Here is an 18,534-nt window from a genome sequence, read left to right as displayed (position 1 = left end):
TCTTTCAGATCAAATCTTACGATGAAGCTCGCAGTCGCGATCTGCCTGCTTACGTCGGTCTTCGGGTTCGCATCGGTTTCGGCCGAGACGATCACCGTGAAGGGATCCGACACGATGGTGCAGCTCGCGCAACGGTGGGCCGAAAAATATATGAAGGCACATCCCGAAGTGAATATTCAGGTCAACGGCGGTGGCTCGGGTACGGGCATCAGCGCACTGATCAACGGCACGATCGACGTTTGTGACGCTTCGCGACCGATGAAGGATGCCGAGAAGCTGAAACTTCGTGAGCGTTACGGCTCGACCGGTATCGAAGTTCGCACTGCAAAGGACGGCCTCACGGTGTATCTCAACGAAGCAAACGGTGTCAATGAACTGAGCTTCTCGCAGCTCAAAGGGATCTTCACCGGTGCAATCAAGAACTGGAAAGAAGTCGGCGGCGCAGATGCTCCGATCATCCTATATGGTCGCGAGAATAGCTCGGGTACGTACTCGTTCTTCAAAGAGCGCGTACTCAACGATGCCGACTATGCCTCCAGTGTGCAGACGCTTCCGGGTACGGCAGCGGTCGTGAACGCTGTGAAGAAGGACGTAAACGGTATCGGCTACGGCGGCGCTGGGTATGCAAAAGGGATCAAAGAATGCGGTGTAAAGATGTACGATGGCGGCCAAGCATATAAGCCGACCGAAGAGAACGTGAAGAGCGGCAATTATCCGATTACACGCTTCCTCTACATCTACCTCCGCCAGAAGCCGACGGGTGCACTGAAGGAGTATATCACCTGGATCCTCGGATCGGAGGGACAGGCTGTCGTGAAGAACGAAGGGTTCTTCCCGGTTCGCTAAGAGTAGTGTGGTGACACATACGATCTCCCCGGGGGGCTTTCCCATTGCGGCACACCCCCCGGGAGATAACTCAGACAGTGTCACCGCCATGTATTCTCTACGACAACAGAGATGTCACCACAACAACCAACGACTCCGCTGACGCTTGGCAAACGCCGACGCATCGGCGAGCTAATTGCAGAGAACCTGATCAGGATACTCGCCTTCGTTTCATTCGCGGCGATCATCCTGATCTTCGTGTTTGTATTTAAGGAAGCGTCGCCGATCTTCTTCGGCAAGTCCAAACCCGACGCGCCAGTCGTTGCGACAGACACTTCCGCCCATAGGAACACTGCTCCCATCTCCGTATCCGCTTCGACCGATACGACGTTCGCGCAGATGAAAACGGTCGGCGTGATCAAATCAAAAGAAGGCATCAAAGGGACCGATATTGCAATCAAAGAAGATGCCAGCGGTAAGAAGGTCAAGCTGACGAAGAACGGCGGCGCGGTCGAACAAGAGGTCTATGATCCGCTTGCGGATGACAGCTCGCCGGCAGAGAAACCGAAGGAAGAAGTGCTTCCGAGCAAGCCATTAGTTAGCGATACTGTAGCGAAGGCTCCTGTAAAAAAGAAGAAGCAGCCTGTTGCTGCAACATCGAAAAGTGACACGTCAGTACATTCACCAGAGAAAGTATATACTACTACAGAAGGCGGTCAGGTCGAGCAGGAAGTCTTCGATCCTTTTGCCGACGAGAAGGGGATACCCTCGATTCCGGGGCAGAAAGGATCACAGGTTCAGAAGAAAGACTCCGTCGCCAGTGGCCCGGTCGGTGTGAGTGGCGTCGATTCGCTCTCGCTGGCGCAAGCGAAGATCGAGGCCGATAGTGCGGTCGCTCGCGAACGCCGCGATTCGATCGCAAAAGAGGAAGCGACAACCTTTTCGTCGCTATTCTTCGGAGATATCTGGCAGCCGGTCTCGACGGTACCGAAGTTCGGTTTCGTCCCGTTGTTTGTCGGTACGCTGAAAGTAACGCTTCTTTCGATTCTGTTCGGGGCCCCGCTTGCGATCCTCGCTGCACTTTTTACGAGCACCTTCGCCCCCAAATGGGCACGCGAAATATTGAAGCCGGTGATCGAACTATTGGCCGGCTTTCCGAGTGTGGTCGTCGGTTTCTTTGCGTTGATGGTGATGGCAACGCTGCTGCAGGATGCGTTCGGATATCAATTCCGGCTCAACGCATTTGTCGGTGGCATCGCGATGAGTTTTGCGATCATCCCGATCATCTACACGATCAGCGAAGATGCGCTGACGGCCGTTCCGCAGGCACTGCGCGATGCAAGCACGGCGCTGGGGGCATCGAAATGGCAGACCGCATTTCGTGTAGTCTTGCCGTCGGCGATTCCCGGTGTATTCGCTGCGATCATTCTCGGGTTTGGCCGAGCATTCGGCGAAACAATGATCGCGCTCATGGCAACCGGAAATGCATCGATCACGAGTGCCAACCCGTTCGAGCCGATTCGTACGTTTGCAGCGACCATCGGCGCGGAAATGGCAGAGGTCGTCTTCGGCGATCAGCACTACACAGTACTCTTTTTGATCGGCGCTTTGCTGTTCGTGTTTACATTTTCACTCAATGCACTTGTAGAATTCTATGTCCGTAAGCGTCTCATTAAACGCATCCAGGGGCGGTAGTCTGCTCGGTCAGGATTCGCTGCGCAAGCGTGTGGCGGGCAGCCTGGCAGGCGGAGTGACGGGCGCGGCTGCGCTCGTGATCGTTGCGATTGTCGTGACAATCGTCGTCTCCATCGTCATCGGCGGTTGGAGCACGCTCTCGTGGGAATTCCTCACGCAGGCTCCGCGCGAAGGGATGATGGAAGGCGGTATTTTCCCTGCGATCGTCGGTACGGTGCTCATGACACTGCTCATGTCCGTGATGGCCGTTCCGCTCGGGACGATCACGGCAATCTATCTCTCCGAATTTGCGAGTCCGACGTCGATCTTTGCGCGAGCGATTCGCTTTGCGGTCAATACGCTTGCGTCGATCCCATCGATCGTGTTCGGCCTCTTCGGTCTCGGCTTCTTCGTTCAGTTTATCGGGAAGGGGATCGACTCCGTCGCGAACCCAGGGACGCTCGTCTGGGGGCAACCCAACATTCTATGGGCGTCGATGACGATGGGGCTGCTCACGATGCCGGTAGTAATCGTCTCGGTCGAAGAAGCGATCCGTACGGTGCCGCGCGATTGGCGAGATGCGTCGCTCGCACTCGGGGCAACGCGGATGCAGACCATCAGAAAGATCGTGATCCCGAGTTCGCTTTCCGGTATTCTCACCGGTATGATCCTCGCGATCAGCCGAGGTGCCGGCGAAGTTGCACCAATTTTGTTTACCGGTGCAGCGTTCTTCCTGCCGGAAGTGCCGCATGCGCTCTCACAGCAGTTCATGCACCTCGGATATCATATCTACGTGCTTGCAACACAGTCGGCGAACGTCGATAAGACGATCCCGCTGCAATATGCGACGACGCTTGTGCTCTTGGGGCTCACGTTCTCGCTAAATATTATCGCCGTCGTGCTTCGCTCGCGCATTCGCAGCAACGCACAACATGGCTGAGATATAATCGGACAAACCGTATGTTAGAAGAAATGACAACTGGCCAGCACACGCGTGTTTCGACACGCCCGGCCATCGATACCGACGAACACGAACCTATGAGTATCCGACATCCTATCAAGGTCTCGACGAAGGGACTGAACTTGTACTACGGCGAGAAGCAAGCGTTGAACAACGTCTCGCTCGATATTCCGACGAACCGCGTAACCGCATTCATCGGTCCGTCGGGGTGCGGCAAATCGACATACCTGCGGACGCTAAACCGGATGAACGACACCATCGTCGGCTGCCGTGTCGACGGCGAGGTCATTATCGACGGTGTAAATATCTACGACGATCGTCTCGATGTCGTCGAGCTTCGCAAGCGCGTCGGGATGGTCTTCCAGAAGTCGAATCCGTTTCCCAAGTCCATCTGGGAAAATATCGCCTACGGACCGAAGATCCTCGGCGAGAAGAACAAAGGGGTGCTCAACGAGACCGTGGAAAAAAGCCTCCGGGGTGCTGCGCTGTGGGATGAAGTAAAAGACCGACTTCATAACTCGGCGCTTGGGTTATCCGGCGGCCAGCAGCAGCGACTCTGTATTGCGCGAGCGCTCGCGACGAATCCGGAAGTACTCTTGATGGACGAGCCTGCAAGCGCACTCGACCCAATCAGCACTGCGAAGATCGAAGAGTTGATCTTCGAGCTGAAAAAAGACTACACGATCGTGATCGTGACGCACAACATGCAACAGGCGGCGCGTGTCAGCGACCTGACCGCATTCTTCTATCTCGGCGAGCTGATCGAAGTCGGCGAGACCCGAATGATGTTCACGCAGCCCGAGAAAAAGCAAACAGAAGACTACATTACCGGACGATTTGGTTAATACCATTATGGAGAATATTCAAACACCCCGTATCCATCGACATTTCGAAGACGAGATCGCAAAACTACGCGCACTCCTCATTCGCATGGGGTCGCTTGTCGACGAACAGATCGAACTGGCGACACAGGCCGTGCTGACGGCAGAAGAAGAGGCCGCACGATTCGTTGTCAAACGCGAGGCTCGCGTGAACGAGTACGATTTGATGGTCGATGCGCTCTGCCAGCGTATCCTCGCACTCACGCAACCGGTCGCGACCGATCTGCGCACACTGATCGCAGCGATGCGGCTTGACTCCGAATTCGAGCGCATCGGCGATATCGCCGTCAATATCGCCGAGCGCGCATCGGTGCTCGACGGCTATTACGACCTGCTCGATCGAGTCGGTCTGAAGACGATGCTACAGGAATCGCATCGGATGTTTCGCTTCGCGTTCGATTCGTTCATCAATAGCGATGTCGATCTCGCACGCTCGCTTTTCGAGCGCGAGGCATCTATCGATAAGATTGCTCACCGTGCCTTCGACCTCCTGATCACCGAGATGAAATCCGACCCGTTGCTCGTCGAGCCGGGCGCACATGCGATGGGGTTGCTGCGCCATGTCGAGCGGCTTGCCGACCATGCGACAAATATCGCCGAGGACGTAATCTTTATCGTCGAGGCTCGAATGCTCAAACATCAATCGCAGGAGACGGTAACCGACCGTTCTGAATAGACTTAGCGCAATCTGTCATATTCAAAAGGCGGCAATTTTGCCGCCTTTTTTATTGCCGTTTTCTTGCAGTTGGCCGTGAAATGAGGTAATTTTGTGGTAATACTTCTCTTGCAATTTCTTAATATATGGCATTCTCGTCGTTCATCAGAAAGCTCCTGCCCAAGGAGAACCGGTTCTTCGATCTGTTCACCACGAATGTTGGCAACATTCAATCGGCAGCGGAAAACTTGCGTAAGCTTCTCGATGCGCAAAGTGAATCGGAGCGAAAGGTTCTGATCTCGCAGATCGAGGATGCCGAACATCGCGGCGACCTGATCACCCATGAGATCTTCAACGACGTCTCGCAGACGTTCATCACGCCGATCGACCGCGAAGATATTCATGCGCTTGCCGCACGACTCGACGATATCCTCGACCTCATGGAGGACGTCGCGCTTCGTACGGTATTGTATGAGGTGAACACATTCCCGAACGACTTCCGCGACCTCACCGATACGCTCTTGATGGCGGTGAAGGATCTCGGGACGGTCGTGCCTCTGCTGTCCGATCTTCGCAGCGAGCATGTCGATACGATCAAGTCGCTATGCGAACACATCAATACCTGCGAGAACGCAGGCGACGACATTTACCATAATGCCATCGCACGGCTCTTCCGCGAACAGAAAGATCCGATCATGCTCATCAAGCTCAAGGAAATCCTGAGCGATATCGAAGAGGCCATCGATAAGTGCGAGCATGTGGCCAACCTGATCGAAACCGTCGTCATCAAGTACGCCTAATCCGATCCGAGGTACGTATGACGCTCGTCATTATTGTCATTGCGATCGCTCTGTGCTTCGACTACATCAACGGCTTCCACGATGCCGCGAACTCGATCGCCACAGTTGTATCAACGCGCGTGCTCACTCCCGGTCAAGCGGTGCTGTGGGCGGCATTCTTTAACTTCGTCGCCGCGTTCGGCTTCGGGACCGGTGTTGCAAAGACGATCGGCTCGGGGATGATCGACATCTCCGTCGTGACGTCGTATGTCATCCTTGCCGGTTTGGCTGGCGCGATCGTCTGGGATCTGTTGACGTGGTGGTTCGGCTTGCCGACGAGCTCGTCGCATGCGCTCATTGGCGGCTATGCCGGTGCGGCAGTTGCAAAGGCCGGTACGCTCTCGGTCATAATTGCCGGCGGTTGGATCAAGACACTATTGTTCATCGTCCTTTCTCCGCTGATCGGGATGGTGCTTGGGTTCTTCATTATGGTCGGGGTGTCGTGGCTCAATCGCAAGCGCTCCCCGTTTGCGGTGGACAAGTGGTTCCGTCGGGGACAGCTCTTTAGTGCTGCGGCATACTCACTCGGTCACGGGACGAACGACGCCCAGAAGACGATGGGTATCATTGCCGGTGTGTTGTTTGCGAACAAACTGATCCCGACATTCGATATCCCGATGTGGGTCATTCTTGCGGCGCATGCGGCGATCGGACTCGGGACGCTTTCCGGCGGATGGCGAATCGTGAAGACAATGGGTATGCGCATTACGGCCTTAAAGCCGATCGGTGGGTTCTCGGCCGAAGCAGCAGCAGCGGTCACGCTCCTCGGTTCTGCCGCTGCAGGCATTCCGGTCTCGACGACCCACACCATTACCGGTGCCATCGTCGGTGTCGGTTCTACGAAGCGCCCGTCGGCAGTGCGATGGGGCGTTGCGACGCGTATTGTTTGGGCATGGGTGCTGACGATTCCGGCCTCAGCCGCGATCGCCGGCGGTACCTACTACATTATCGAGATCCTGGGCGGCCGCTGATTCGCTCCACGTTCGGTACGCAGAAACCGAGAGTATGACCAGTCCGCCGACGATGGCGTAGATCGTCGGCGTCTCGCCGATTCCGAAATATACCCACACCGGATTCAGTACGGGCTCGAGCATCGAGAGTAGTAATGCATCAAGCGCACGAATGTAGTGTATGCCCTTCGTGAACAGCGTATAGGCTAACCCGATCTGGAAGATGCCAAGAAATGCAAGCTCCGCAACCTCGGTCGCACTCTGTGGGGTTGGGTTCGAGTTGCCTGTTGCCCACATAATGGCGCTCAGCGCTACGATGATACCATGACCCACGATGACCGATTGCCACCGCATCGCCTCGTCGGTCTGCTCATGCTTGAGCAGCAATGCATACGCCGCAAAGAACACCCCACTAGCTAATGCGAGCACATTGCCGAGCACGGACGACGTATCGAACTTCCCAACGAAGAACAAGGCCATTGCTGCGACCGTAATCGTAACACTCAGGATGTCCGTTCGCTTGAGCTTGGTCTTCGAGATGATCGGTTCGAAGAACAAGACGTAGATCGGTGCGGTGTATTGGAGGAAGATTGCGTTTGCGCTCGTGGTATGCTTTGTTGCCAGGACGAAGAGGATCAGGAGCCCTGCATAGACCAAGCCCATCACCAGTGTACGGCCGCTGAGCCACAACGACCGATGTGCGACGAGCTGTGATCGGTATTCGCGGCGATAGACCGCGTAGAGCGTCAGCGCAGCGAACGAACTTCGCCACAACGACACGCCGTAGCCGTCGATCGATACTGACTTGATGAAGAGTCCACCGGTACTCCAGAGCAATGCTGCCAGGATGACCAGAAACGAGCCGCGACGGATATCGCTGCTCATCGTGCGTTGTTCCAGCCGAGGCGGTCGCCCTCTTCGAGTACTGCCTTCAACTCATCGAGTGTAATCTTCTTTTTCGTCAGGAATTCGTCGATTTGCGACTGCGGAGTACTTTCTTTTCGCAATGGTTTGAAGTCGTGGTAGATGTTCACCACGTCCATAGGCTGAAAGCGGGCCAGCAGTTTCTGGTGTTCGGGTGTGCGTAACCGCGAACGGTCGATGACAAGCCCCGAGTCACTGGCAGTCGGCGGTGGCTGTACGACTGCAGGAACACTCATCGGTTTGGTCAGCAGCGAGTCATTGGCGTGCGAGGGATCGTCGCTCTTTTTGGAGCAAGCGGTGAACGTGATCGCGACGAGGATGAGCAATGCGATATTCTTCATGCCGAAGAGAACCACGATTCGGGTTTCTTTTGCTCCCGTGCAATCCTGATCGCCCGAATCGTCTTCCGACGTATTTTTGCATTCTATACTAATACCACCATGAAGTTCGTTACGCATACCAAGCAGGTTAGCTACACCCCGAAGGGATCGCCGGAGTTTGTCGAGTTCGTCAAAGGTCGGATCTCGCTGGACCCGACGCATCGGCGCATCGAACTGCCGTTCTCGCCGAAGGGTAGGCTCGGTCTCGTGATCGGCGAGAGTATCGTCGACGTCGAGCAGGCATCGCTCGTGTATGCGTTCTACCACAATGTCAACGGTGCGACCACGCTGCCGTCGGATATCATTACGTTTCTCGCTATGGGCGATGCAGCCACCGCCGCTGCGAAGGATGTCTTCGCCTGGTGCATGTCCAAGACCGACGACGAACTGCAATCACTCGGCGTACGCGTCGGTTCGGTGAAGGATACCGAACTGCTTGCGCCCGTTCCGCGCCCGACGTCGATGCGTGATGGCTACGCATTCCGTCAGCACGTCGAAGCTGCGCGACGTAACCGCGGTGTAGAGATGATCCCCGAGTTCGACCTCTTCCCGGTGTTCTACTTCACGAATCATCAGGCCGTGATCGGTCCCGGACCGATGGAGGTGATGCCCGAGCATTTGAAGAAGCTCGACTTTGAACTCGAAGCGTGTATCGTTATTGGGAAGGAGTGCCGTAATGTCAAAGCATCCGAGGCCGACGATTACATCTTCGGTTACATGGTCATGAACGACTGGAGCGCTCGGTATCTGCAAATGGAAGAGATGAAGCTCTCGCTCGGACCCGCGAAAGGGAAAGACTTTGCAACGGCGATCGGTCCGTATCTCGTCACCCGGGATGAACTCGCACCGCGTCGCATCACGAGCCCCGTCGGTGAACGGTACGATCTGACGATGACCTGTCGCGTCGGTACCGAGGAAGTCTCGCGCGGCAACCTTAAGGACATGACCTGGACGTTCGCGCAGATCATCGAACGCGCCAGCTACGGCGTTACATTGTACCCAGGCGACGTTATCGGCTCCGGCACAGTCGGCACCGGTTGTTTCCTCGAGCTCAACGGATCGAAGGTCTACGACAACCGCTGGCTTGGCATCGGCGACGAGGTCACCTGCTCGATCGATCTGCTTGGTGACCTGACGAATCGGGTCGCGGCGGCGAAGTAGCCCCTGGAATTTTTTGTTCCGACAAATGTTGGTCTCTGTGAATTCCTGGTGTTTATAAGAAATTGGGCCGGGACCTTGCCTGTATTATTCTAACATTAGAGATATTCTTGGTCGGTATGGAGAATCTGGTCGTTCCGAATGCTGAGGAGAGGGTTACCCCCCCCCCCACACACACACAGAAAGTTCAATAGCAGTACGTAAGGCTGAGAGCGTAGTAAGGCCAACGCCTCTTGGGTCAATGCTGGTGGATTCCGCACCCGTGGCGCGGAAGAACACAGACGTTGAATTCGAAGCGCTTGTTCGTCAACTCTGCCAACGCTATCCGGTACTTACCCTTGCACAGATCAGGGTATGCGCGCACATTCTTCAGGGGCGTCGCTCATGGGAGATCGGTGCACGGCTTGGTATAGATGAACACGCAGTCGAAAGTCATCGCTCAAGAATTCGGAAGAAACTAGGACTTACATCCGGTCAGCATCTCGAAACCTTCCTTCTGCATGAACTTTTAAAGAATTTGTGAGAGGTTCTGTGAGGAATCGTGAGAAATCGTGAGTACGATTTCAGGAGATGATGTATAACTTTGCACAAGAAGCGATCCTGGAGTCGGGTCGAATCCTTCATCAAGCCAACAATCAATTCATGAACTGGAGACCGTTCAGGGGTGATCCCCATGTTCTGCATGACTGTCGCCATTATATGTATACCACTATGAACACGCTTGTCAAGATGATTCTATTTGCAGTAGTCCTTTGTATTGCCGCCATTGGCTCACCTACGGTTGCGATAGGGGCCGACACGCTACGGGCACAAATCTCTAGTACGTCCTCGTCGATAATGGCAATAACCCAACTGAACGATACTGAATACTCAATTGTAACTACTGGCGCTCCTTTGTCCATGGGCGATGGATATCGACTAGGGATTGCTGACACATCCATTGTGACACAGTGGGGTACAGACAGTATAACTTTTGTCATCCCCAATAATGGTCAGAAATACTACTATGTACCGTTCGACACTTCTTCAGGAGCCAAACCAATCTATAGCGGACTCGGAGGCTCGGGTGCAATTCATTGCAGATGCAATCCTTGGCATCCGGAAGGTGATGTTTGTCGCGTGATCTACCGTATTCTCGATATGGGTTTCGTTGTTATTGTCTGGCCGGAATGTGATGGGACTTGTATGGACGCAGATGGTGAATGCGCCCCTCAGTCATACATTATTGCACATAATAATGACGGGTACTCAGTAGTCTACGGGCCATTTAGTTACCTAGTACTGAAAGCAAGTAATCTTTGGTACAATGGGACGAAATACTGACGTGTGTGAACAGTCCGCAACATTGAAAAACATCCCATAGGGAACCAATTCAATTCACATCTGGTCGCCATCTTGTACAGGCTCTAGTAGAGATTGCTCTTCGGAGTATAGCGACAAATTGATTGCCACCCTATGGGGGACTACAAAGCGAAGAGGATACATTCTATGTGTTTCAGCTCTCTGACGAGAACGGTGGGGCTCAGATTGCTGCTGTGTGTCGCCCTCCCCTCATTTCTGTTAGCGAGTCGAGGCAATACACAATCACACAGAGTCGCGGGTCTTGCATCAGCGCGAGACCGTCTCATTACAGCCAATGACAGCATACGATCCGGCTTTGCTGTCTTTGAGGTTCGAATAAAGATGGCGTTGCGGGACGACACGATTATCCGTCGGTGTGATCTTCGCTACTCTACGTTGAGGCAGGGGTTCGTCTTTATCACAAAGCAGTACTTGACTAGTGGGGACCGGTATGAATATGTGTATCTCCCGGATACACTGTACGCCATCAGAACTGCCGACAAGACGATCGAAATATTGCCCCGCTCGCCAATGGAAGTTCTTGATCCTAGATGGAATATGTTCTTGAGATCCACCCTCGGAATTCCTAACCAACTAGTGTCAGATTTGGAGGATAGCAATATTCATCTGACGGTCTTCGACACGGTTGGCAGTTGTGGACGGTGTTTCCTCGTGCAGTACCCAACTCAACGGTCTGATGATACAGGCCCCCTGCATTTTGACTCGCTGTGCAGATCGTATATCATCTCACCGGGCTCCATGCAATGCTCTCAATTTGAACAGCGAGAGTACAACGGCTTTGGAGTTGAAAGCGAGCAACAAGCCGTCCTTAACGGGGCTTACTCAATGCTGCCGGATACGACCATTGTCGAAGACGCAAAGGCGTATTTGCATCAGTTGCAGCGGGATTCCGGATTCCAGATATACAGCCGGCAAGGCTCCGTTACAGATAATCGCGGTATCGCCGAGTTGTCGGTCGGAGACCATTTCCCCATTCAATCCGCATTAAATAATCACGGGGATACAGTAAACCTCTTCAATCCCAATTCCAAGGCCGTTATCGTTGAGGTGTGGCATATGAGTTGCGTGCCATGCATCGAATCGATGAAACCCATTTCGGCTCTCAAAGAAACCTATCGTAATCGTTCGGTTGACATTGTAGGCGTGGATCCCAATCGATCCGATAGAACCTCTCCTGTGACTTTCTCGCGGTTCTCTGAGCGATTCGGCCGGACATTCCCAACGTATTTTGTGGATCCTGAGGTAACATCACGCTGTGGTATCCACGAATATCCGACATTCGTCATACTTGATGGCAACAAGCGTGTTCGAAAGATTCTTCATGGTTTTCTTCATGGTTCAACAGAAATTGTCATAGCCAACTTCGTTGAACGCCTACTGAAGGAGTAAATCGATTTACTCTTCTGGGTGAAATTACCCTGCAACTTCCAGCATCTTTTTGAAGGCCGTAGATGAGCAGAAACATACTGCAGCAACGGTGACCATACGGTTGTTACTATGTTACCTGTTACTCAGGCGATTCGGATTCTCACGCCTTAGCTTCTGGTACTCCAATATCACCATCGTCAGCACAAAGGTGTCGAAGGCCATGAGGATGCAGACGCCCCAGAAGAAGTGGAAGAGGATGCGGTAGATCTCGATCGAGAGGATCGCACCGAAGCCCACGAATGCGAACGGGAAGACCCACAGCTTCTCACGCAGCAGCCCGTACACCAACCCAAGTTTGATCACCCCATGACTGAGCATATAGAGGCTTACGAGCAGCGTCGTATCGACTGAGAGCGTTTCGGCCTGATGATGCAGCCAGTGGGCGATGACGTTATTGGGGTTGTCGGAGATGAGGTGCCGTGTCAGGAAGTTCATCCATCGACCCAACTCCTGCGGCTCGACAAAGAAAAGGAGTGATCCGCCGATCAGTTGCAGCGTCCCGTCAAACGCCTTGATAAACAGGCTGATGCGAAATGCGCGATCGACAAATGTTCGTGCCGGGTGCGGTGCTGACATACATACAAAAATACTGCCGCACGACAGGGAGCGGTCCAAAGCCCCGTTGTTGCACTGATGAGTCACTTTCGTAGTCCAAACTCTACAATCATATCCTTCGGGTCATTGGGGACCCAATTGGTGTAGAGTGGGAGCGCGTTGAAATGTCACAACTTGCATGGTTTGGCACGTTGTTTTCATAGTGTATTAATACTCGCACCAGACGTACAACAGTATCCAATCACAAAAGAAAGGAGCTTGTATGTACAGCACCACTCACACCCTTCCCCGCTACATCGCCTCGTGCGTTTTTTGTCTCGTTCTCGTCAGTACGATCATCGGTTGTTCGAACACGACGGTGCCGCCGGATACGAACCATTCCATGATGAACGTCGAATCGCAGCTTGCAACATCGCGTGTAACGCCCGAATCGGTCACCCCGTGGGATAAATCCACGCCACAAGGATTCCACGGCATGGTCGTCGATTCGCTCGAGATCACCAGCGCACGCTATGTGATCCGCGATATCAAACTCCATCACGAAGAGAACGACTCGCTCGCCGACGATCATGACGAAACGCTCCGATTCGGTCCGTTCGTCGTCGTGTACGACTCGGCCGGTGCACGGCTGCTCACGACCACCGCGATCACGCCGGGGACATACGACCGTATCAAATTCGAGATCCATAAATTCGATCGCGATCACGACGAACACAACGATCTCGATGTGGACGATTCCTCCGCGCTCTTTCAGGCGCCGGACCCGTACACGATCGTGATCAGCGGATATGTATGGAATGGCGCAGTAAAGAGCCCGTTCACGTACTACTCGAAGGTTACGGCGAACCTGACTTGGCGGTTCAATCCGGCCATCACGCTCTCGGGAGGCTCGGAACACATGCTGGTATTGCGGCTCGATCCGGTGTATTTGTTCAAAGTCATCGGCTTCGCACTCGACCCGCGCGATCCGGCAAACCGTCCGCTCATCGACGCAGCGTTGCGGACAGCGATCACAGTTTGGTCCAAATTCTGAACGAGGGGAATGCATAGACACAGAAACGGCCGCTGTCACTTGGTGACAGCGGCCGTCTGCTTTGCGCACGAACGAACTTAGAAGAACTTCCCGAACTGGAAGTGGGTGTGATAGCCGCTCGGCGCGCCGAACGGAGTCACGTTGTCGAATCCGTATCCGAGATCGAGGCCGATGAGCCCGACTGCAGGTACCTGCAATCGTGCGCCGACGCCGAGTGAACGTTTGAGGTTGAACGGATCTGCCTGCGAGAAACTGCCCCATACGTCGCCGGCCTCGCCAAAGACGAGCAGGAACAACGGGATCGGTTCGCGAGCTACCTGGAAGCGAAGCTCCGCGGCAAAACGCATATACGCGTTCCCGCCTTGTGCGTATGTATTGCCGGATGCATGCTGCGTGCCGATGCTGGCATCGTCATAGCCACGCAACGGGATCGTATAGAAGCCGCTTGTCAGGCCTGAGCCACCCATAACGAAGCGCTCCTGCGGCGGTACGAACGGCGAACCCGTCACATCGCCGAGCTGGCCGATTTCCCCGGTCGTTGCGAAGACGAACTTATTCGTGGCGTTGAAGCCGAAGAGCGTCTGGTAAAATTTCATTGTCAGACCAAGACGGTAGTAGTTCGCCGGTTGGTTCGGCGCGACGGATTTCAGAGGCAGCAACGCAAGTCTGGTCAGGAACGAGAACTCGGAGCCGGAGCCCGGGAAGAGCGGGTCGTCCACAGAATTACGAGAGATTACTTGTTGAAGGGCGAGCTCGTCGTGGATACCGGTCGCATAGTATCCGCCGCCGTTGACGATATCGGTATGTGCTGCCGAGATTGACCAATCGCCTCGGAAGAAATCATCCGGCCAACGGAAACGGCGGCCGACTGAGATCGTTGCGCCGGTCGAACGCTGTTCGTAATACACATTACTCTGTGTATTGTAGATCGTAAAGCCGAGCGATGTCGGCTCCTGGAAGAGCCACGGTTCGCTGAACGACAACGACAGTGTGCGGTAGCTGAGCTGGCCGAACTCTGCGGAAACCGAGAATATCTGACCAGCACCACCGTGTAACGGATCGGCAATATCGAAATTGTTGAACGACACACCGATCGAGCCTGTCAGCCCGAGTGCGCCGCCGTAGCCGATCGACGCATTGAACGTATCGCTCGATTTCTCTTCGACATTGTACGTGACGTCGAATGCCGTTGCGTCAGGTACCGGCTTTACATCGGGTTGGAGCTTCTCCTGGTTGAAATAATTGAGCTGTGCAAGCTGACGAAGCGAACGGATGATCGCCGAGCGGCTGAACGGATCGCCCGGCCGTGTATAGAGTTCGCGGCGGATCACATAGTCCTTGGTCTTCGTGTTGCCTGCAATATCGATATTGCGGAAGTAGTGTCGTTTGCCTTCCTGAATGCGAACCGTCACATCGACGGAATCACCCGGGACCACGATCTCCTCGGGGACGATATTCGCAAGGTATCCGCGATCGTAGTAGAGTGAACCGACGTCGTTAAAGTCGGCGGTTGGCCCCTTCAGGTTGAGCTGGAATTTCTCGAGGTTGTAGATGTCGCCCTTCTTGAATCCGACTGCACGACGGACCTCGTCGTCGGTGAAGACTTCGTTGCCGACGATCGCGATATTGCGAAGGTAATACAACGGACCTTCGTACACATGCACGAGGATATTCAGGTTGGAGCCGTTGGTCACCCAGATTGAATCCGAGAGGATGGCAGCATCTCGGAACCCACGCGAACGGTAGTACGCCAGCAGCTTCTGTTTGTCGTCGGCATACTTGCGTTCGTCGAACGAACCGCTGCGGAAAATATTCCACCACGGCTTTTCGTGTGTGTCGTCAAAGCTGCCGCGCAGATCACCGGAGCTGACGAGCGTATTGCCGGTGAAGTCGATGTGTTTGATCGTGACTTCCGTTCCTTCGTCGATCTTCAGATGCAGCCATACTTTGTCATCGGCCTTCTGCTCGACTTCGTCCGAGATCTGTACGAAGTTATAGCCATCTTTCACATACGCCGCTTTGATGCGGTTCTTCGCGGTTTGGATATCCCACGGGCGCATGAACTCATTCTTGTAGAATGCGTATGCCTTGTCGATATCCGTTCGCGAAAGATGCTTGTTGCCTTCGACGACAACGGAATCGATACGTGGGAATTCGGTGACTTTGATTACCAGATACACTCCGGGCGTGCCGTCTGCCTGCGCGATTACCTTCTGGGCGAGGACGTGCACGTCGCTATAGAGATTTTGAGCCCACAGACGATCGATCGCTTTGCGAATATCGTCGCTCGGCATCGTGAACTTCGCACCTTTGCGCAACTGGCTCTGCGCGATGATCGTGCTTGCATCGCCCGAACGATTGCCTTCGACCGAAATACCGAGGATCGTGTATTCCTGATCGTGTGGCACTTGTTGTGCATTCGCGAGGCGTGCGGAGCCAAGGCTCAGGGCGCAGACTAAGAGCACAAACAAAAGACGCAACGACGGATTCAAGCGTAGATACGTGAGTTTGCGGTGAAGAAGCTTCATTCGTACAATCGGCTGGCTGATCTCGATGTTACGGTTTCCCTTTCGTCAGGGCACCGACGATCTGTTTGATGTAGGACGCATGTTCGGCCGGTACGTCGTCCTTCGCTTTGAGTTGCGCGCCGGTCATCCCGTATCGACGTTCGCGGCTCTGGTAATCGCGAATCGCCTCATAGAGATGTTCGCGACGAAAATCGGGCCAGAACACTTTGGTGATGTGGATCTCGCTATACGCCATCTCCCAGAGCAAGAAATTCGAGAGTCGCATTTCGCCGGATGTGCGGATCATCAGGTCCGGGTCCGGCATCTCGGCTGTCGTCAGATACGACTTTACCAAGCCGTCGTTGACATCTTCGGGTGAGAGTTTGCCACGACGAATATCGAGCGCCATCAGTTGCATGGCCCGTACCAGATCCCAGCGGCCGGAATACGAAAGCGCAAGCGTGAGAGTAAGGCGGTTATTGCCGGACGTGCGTTCGATGGCGTCGTAGAGATCCTTCTGGACCTCCGGCGGCAGCGCGTTGGTCTGGCCGATGGTCGTGAGCCGCACCCCGTTCTGGAGCATCTCCTCAATCTCCTCGTGCAGCATCTTGCGCAGCAGCCGCATGAGCATCGCGACTTCCTTGCGGGGCCGGCGCCAGTTCTCGGTGCTGAACGCATAGAGCGTTACGTAGCGGATCCCAAGTTCTCTGGCCGAACGGGTGATATCCCGGACGCTCGCAATCCCTGCTTGGTGGCCCACAGCGCGAGGGAATTTGCGCTCCTCGGCCCAGCGGCCGTTGCCATCCATGATAATTGCGACGTGCTCCGGAATACGGCCGCGCGAGATCAGCTCCTGCTGGACTTGCTTGTCCGCCGGAGTCTGCTCATACTCGCCTGGTTTGAATATATTCCGTAGAATTGCCACGCCGCTCGTAATAACGCCTGCCTACGCCAAAACGAGCCTAAATGATTCGGGGAAATTTCGGGCCACGTTCAGGCCGCCTGAGCCCGCGCTATAAGTGCCTCGGCCTCCGCCTTGGTCGGGGCCTCGGCGATGATGCGCATGATCGGCTCGGTGTTGGAGGCGCGCACGTGGAGCCAGGTGTTGCCGAACTCCATACGCAGGCCGTCTTCTTCGTTGATGCCGGTGGCGTTCGGGGCCATTGCGGCTTTGATGCGAGCGATCACAGGCAGGGCGTCAGATTGGCTTGCAAGCGTGATTTTCGCTTTGACGATCTCATACTGCGGCAGTGCGGAGCGTTTCTGAGAAAGCGTCATCCCGCTGCGGGCCAGATTGCTCAGTGCGAGCGCAACGGCCACGAGCGAGTCACGGCCGGTGTGAACATCCGGGTAGATAACGCCGCCAGAACCTTCGCCGCCAATGATGGCGCCGACCTCGCGCATTTTCTTCGCCACGTTGATCTCACCGACGGGTGTGCGGTGGACCGTAGCGCCGAACTTCGCGGCAATGTCTTCGACTGCGCGTGTCGTTGAGAGGTTTACCACAACGTGCTGACCTGCGGGTGCGGCGGACAAGACTTCTTCGACAGCGAGTACGATGGTGTTCTCTTCGATGAACGGCTCACCTTGTTCGGTGATGAGCACGCAGCGGTCGGCATCGGGGTCGATCGCGATTCCGATATCCGCGCCATGCTCGACAACGGCGCTGCAGAGCGTGGTCAGATTTTGCGGGATTGGCTCCGGTGTATGCGGGAAGCGGCCTGAGCCGTCGGTCGCAACACCGATTACTTCGGCAGCGCCAAGTCTTGAGATCAATTCTTGTTGAATGAACGAGCCGCTTGCATTGACGGTATCAAGCACGACTCGAAGCTTTCTACTTGCGATGGCATCCAGAGCAAGCGATGGCATCGCAAGCACTGCTGCGATATGCGCCTCGACGACATCCGATCCGTCTCGCATTGTGCCGCGCGTTGCATCGCTCTTCCACGAGCGGTTATCGAGGATCGACCACAGCGTTTCGTTCTCTGCTTTGTCGAGGAACAGCCCCGTTGAGGCGATGAACTTCATGCCATTCCACTCTTGCGGATTGTGGCTGGCGGTGACTGCGATGCCTCCGCGAACGCCCTCGTTCTTTTCGACGGCGAACATCACGGTCGGCGTCGGGACCATACCGAGGAGAATGACATCGCATCCGCAAACGGTCAGCGTTTCGGCAACCAACTCGTAGATGCGCTTGCCGCCGAGCCTGCCATCGAAGCCAAGCGCAACAGTGCCGGCATTGCCGAGCATGGTCGCGAACGACGATGCATAGGCGATGATCGTCTCGTTGGTGAGTCCGTCAGGAGCGTCGGTAATGCCTCGAAGGCCGGATATAGAGCGGATGAGCACGGGGTCGGTATGAGCTATGAACTATGAAGCAGTATCATCAAACGACTGCTTCA

General features: G+C 54.8%; 18 protein-coding genes. 12 read left to right on the top strand and 6 right to left on the bottom strand.

What is annotated here, in order from left to right; all coding sequences use genetic code 11:
* The first annotated feature begins 21 nt into the window (after positions 1-21).
* From JSS75_11770 to JSS75_11740, 7 genes are all read left to right on the top strand, one after another.
* Entirely contained in the window at positions 22-846 is an 825-nt protein-coding gene (locus JSS75_11770; GenBank protein ID MBS1904375.1) for a phosphate ABC transporter substrate-binding protein, read from the top strand.
* Positions 847-1,224: 378 nt separating this feature from the next.
* Complete coding sequence (gene pstC / locus JSS75_11765) at positions 1,225-2,520, top strand: phosphate ABC transporter permease subunit PstC (protein ID MBS1904374.1); 1,296 nt, start codon at positions 1,225-1,227, stop codon at positions 2,518-2,520.
* Entirely contained in the window at positions 2,480-3,439 is a 960-nt protein-coding gene (gene pstA, locus JSS75_11760) for a phosphate ABC transporter permease PstA (GenBank protein MBS1904373.1), read from the top strand. The genes pstC and pstA overlap by 41 nt, the downstream gene beginning before the upstream one ends.
* Before the next feature lie 32 nt (positions 3,440-3,471).
* Positions 3,472-4,305, top strand: a complete 834-nt coding sequence (locus JSS75_11755) for a phosphate ABC transporter ATP-binding protein (protein MBS1904372.1) — start codon at positions 3,472-3,474, stop codon at positions 4,303-4,305.
* Between the two features lie 7 nt (positions 4,306-4,312).
* Entirely contained in the window at positions 4,313-5,017 is a 705-nt protein-coding gene (gene phoU / locus JSS75_11750) for a phosphate signaling complex protein PhoU (protein ID MBS1904371.1), read from the top strand.
* 125 nt (positions 5,018-5,142) lie between these two features.
* A complete protein-coding gene (locus JSS75_11745; GenBank protein MBS1904370.1) occupies positions 5,143-5,796 on the top strand; it encodes a DUF47 domain-containing protein in 654 nt (217 codons plus the stop codon).
* 17 nt (positions 5,797-5,813) lie between these two features.
* Positions 5,814-6,806 (top strand): inorganic phosphate transporter, encoded by a 993-nt coding sequence (locus tag JSS75_11740; GenBank protein MBS1904369.1) that lies wholly within the window; start codon positions 5,814-5,816, stop codon positions 6,804-6,806.
* Here the strand turns inward: JSS75_11740 and JSS75_11735 are convergent.
* The gene (locus JSS75_11735) at positions 6,750-7,670 is read right to left on the bottom strand and encodes a DMT family transporter (GenBank protein MBS1904368.1); all 921 of its coding nucleotides are present in this window, start codon (positions 7,668-7,670) and stop codon (positions 6,750-6,752) included. The genes JSS75_11740 and JSS75_11735 overlap by 57 nt on opposite strands.
* Positions 7,667-8,167, bottom strand: coding sequence for a hypothetical protein (locus tag JSS75_11730; protein ID MBS1904367.1), 501 nt, complete (start codon positions 8,165-8,167; stop codon positions 7,667-7,669). The genes JSS75_11735 and JSS75_11730 overlap by 4 nt, the downstream gene beginning before the upstream one ends.
* A 240-nt stretch (positions 8,168-8,407) precedes the next feature.
* Here JSS75_11730 and JSS75_11725 point away from each other — a divergent pair, with 240 nt between their 5' ends.
* The 4 genes from JSS75_11725 to JSS75_11710 all read left to right on the top strand — a co-directional run bounded on the left by JSS75_11725 (position 8,408) and on the right by JSS75_11710 (position 11,998).
* Positions 8,408-9,250 (top strand): fumarylacetoacetate hydrolase family protein, encoded by an 843-nt coding sequence (locus JSS75_11725; GenBank protein ID MBS1904366.1) that lies wholly within the window; start codon positions 8,408-8,410, stop codon positions 9,248-9,250.
* Between the two features lie 238 nt (positions 9,251-9,488).
* Positions 9,489-9,770, top strand: coding sequence for a hypothetical protein (locus JSS75_11720; protein MBS1904365.1), 282 nt, complete (start codon positions 9,489-9,491; stop codon positions 9,768-9,770).
* A 188-nt stretch (positions 9,771-9,958) separates the two neighbouring features.
* The gene (locus JSS75_11715) at positions 9,959-10,570 is read left to right on the top strand and encodes a hypothetical protein (protein MBS1904364.1); all 612 of its coding nucleotides are present in this window, start codon (positions 9,959-9,961) and stop codon (positions 10,568-10,570) included.
* Between the two features lie 615 nt (positions 10,571-11,185).
* Positions 11,186-11,998 (top strand): TlpA family protein disulfide reductase, encoded by an 813-nt coding sequence (locus JSS75_11710; protein MBS1904363.1) that lies wholly within the window; start codon positions 11,186-11,188, stop codon positions 11,996-11,998.
* A gap of 111 nt (positions 11,999-12,109) precedes the next feature.
* On the opposite strand, the gene JSS75_11705 is transcribed toward JSS75_11710, so the two are convergent.
* The gene (locus JSS75_11705) at positions 12,110-12,613 is read right to left on the bottom strand and encodes a DUF2127 domain-containing protein (GenBank protein MBS1904362.1); all 504 of its coding nucleotides are present in this window, start codon (positions 12,611-12,613) and stop codon (positions 12,110-12,112) included.
* Positions 12,614-12,854: 241 nt separating this feature from the next.
* Between JSS75_11705 and JSS75_11700 the strand changes: the two genes are divergently transcribed.
* Positions 12,855-13,625: a hypothetical protein gene (locus JSS75_11700; GenBank protein MBS1904361.1), complete on the top strand. Its 771-nt coding sequence runs from the start codon at positions 12,855-12,857 to the stop codon at positions 13,623-13,625.
* A 77-nt stretch (positions 13,626-13,702) separates the two neighbouring features.
* Here the strand turns inward: JSS75_11700 and bamA are convergent, their stop codons facing one another.
* The 3 genes from bamA to glmM form a co-directional block, all read right to left on the bottom strand.
* A complete protein-coding gene (gene bamA / locus JSS75_11695; GenBank protein MBS1904360.1) occupies positions 13,703-16,153 on the bottom strand; it encodes an outer membrane protein assembly factor BamA in 2,451 nt (816 codons plus the stop codon).
* Positions 16,154-16,181: 28 nt separating this feature from the next.
* The gene (locus JSS75_11690) at positions 16,182-17,039 is read right to left on the bottom strand and encodes an isoprenyl transferase (GenBank protein ID MBS1904359.1); all 858 of its coding nucleotides are present in this window, start codon (positions 17,037-17,039) and stop codon (positions 16,182-16,184) included.
* Between the two features lie 86 nt (positions 17,040-17,125).
* Positions 17,126-18,481, bottom strand: a complete 1,356-nt coding sequence (gene glmM / locus JSS75_11685; GenBank protein MBS1904358.1) for a phosphoglucosamine mutase — start codon at positions 18,479-18,481, stop codon at positions 17,126-17,128.
* Between the last annotated feature and the right edge of the window lie 53 nt (positions 18,482-18,534).

The organism is Bacteroidota bacterium, from assembly GCA_018266755.1.
Taxonomy (GTDB): Bacteria; Bacteroidota; Ignavibacteria; order Palsa-1295; family Palsa-1295; genus JAFDZW01.
Note: the sequence above shows the minus strand (reverse complement) of the source record. Positions and strands in the feature narration are given on the sequence as shown.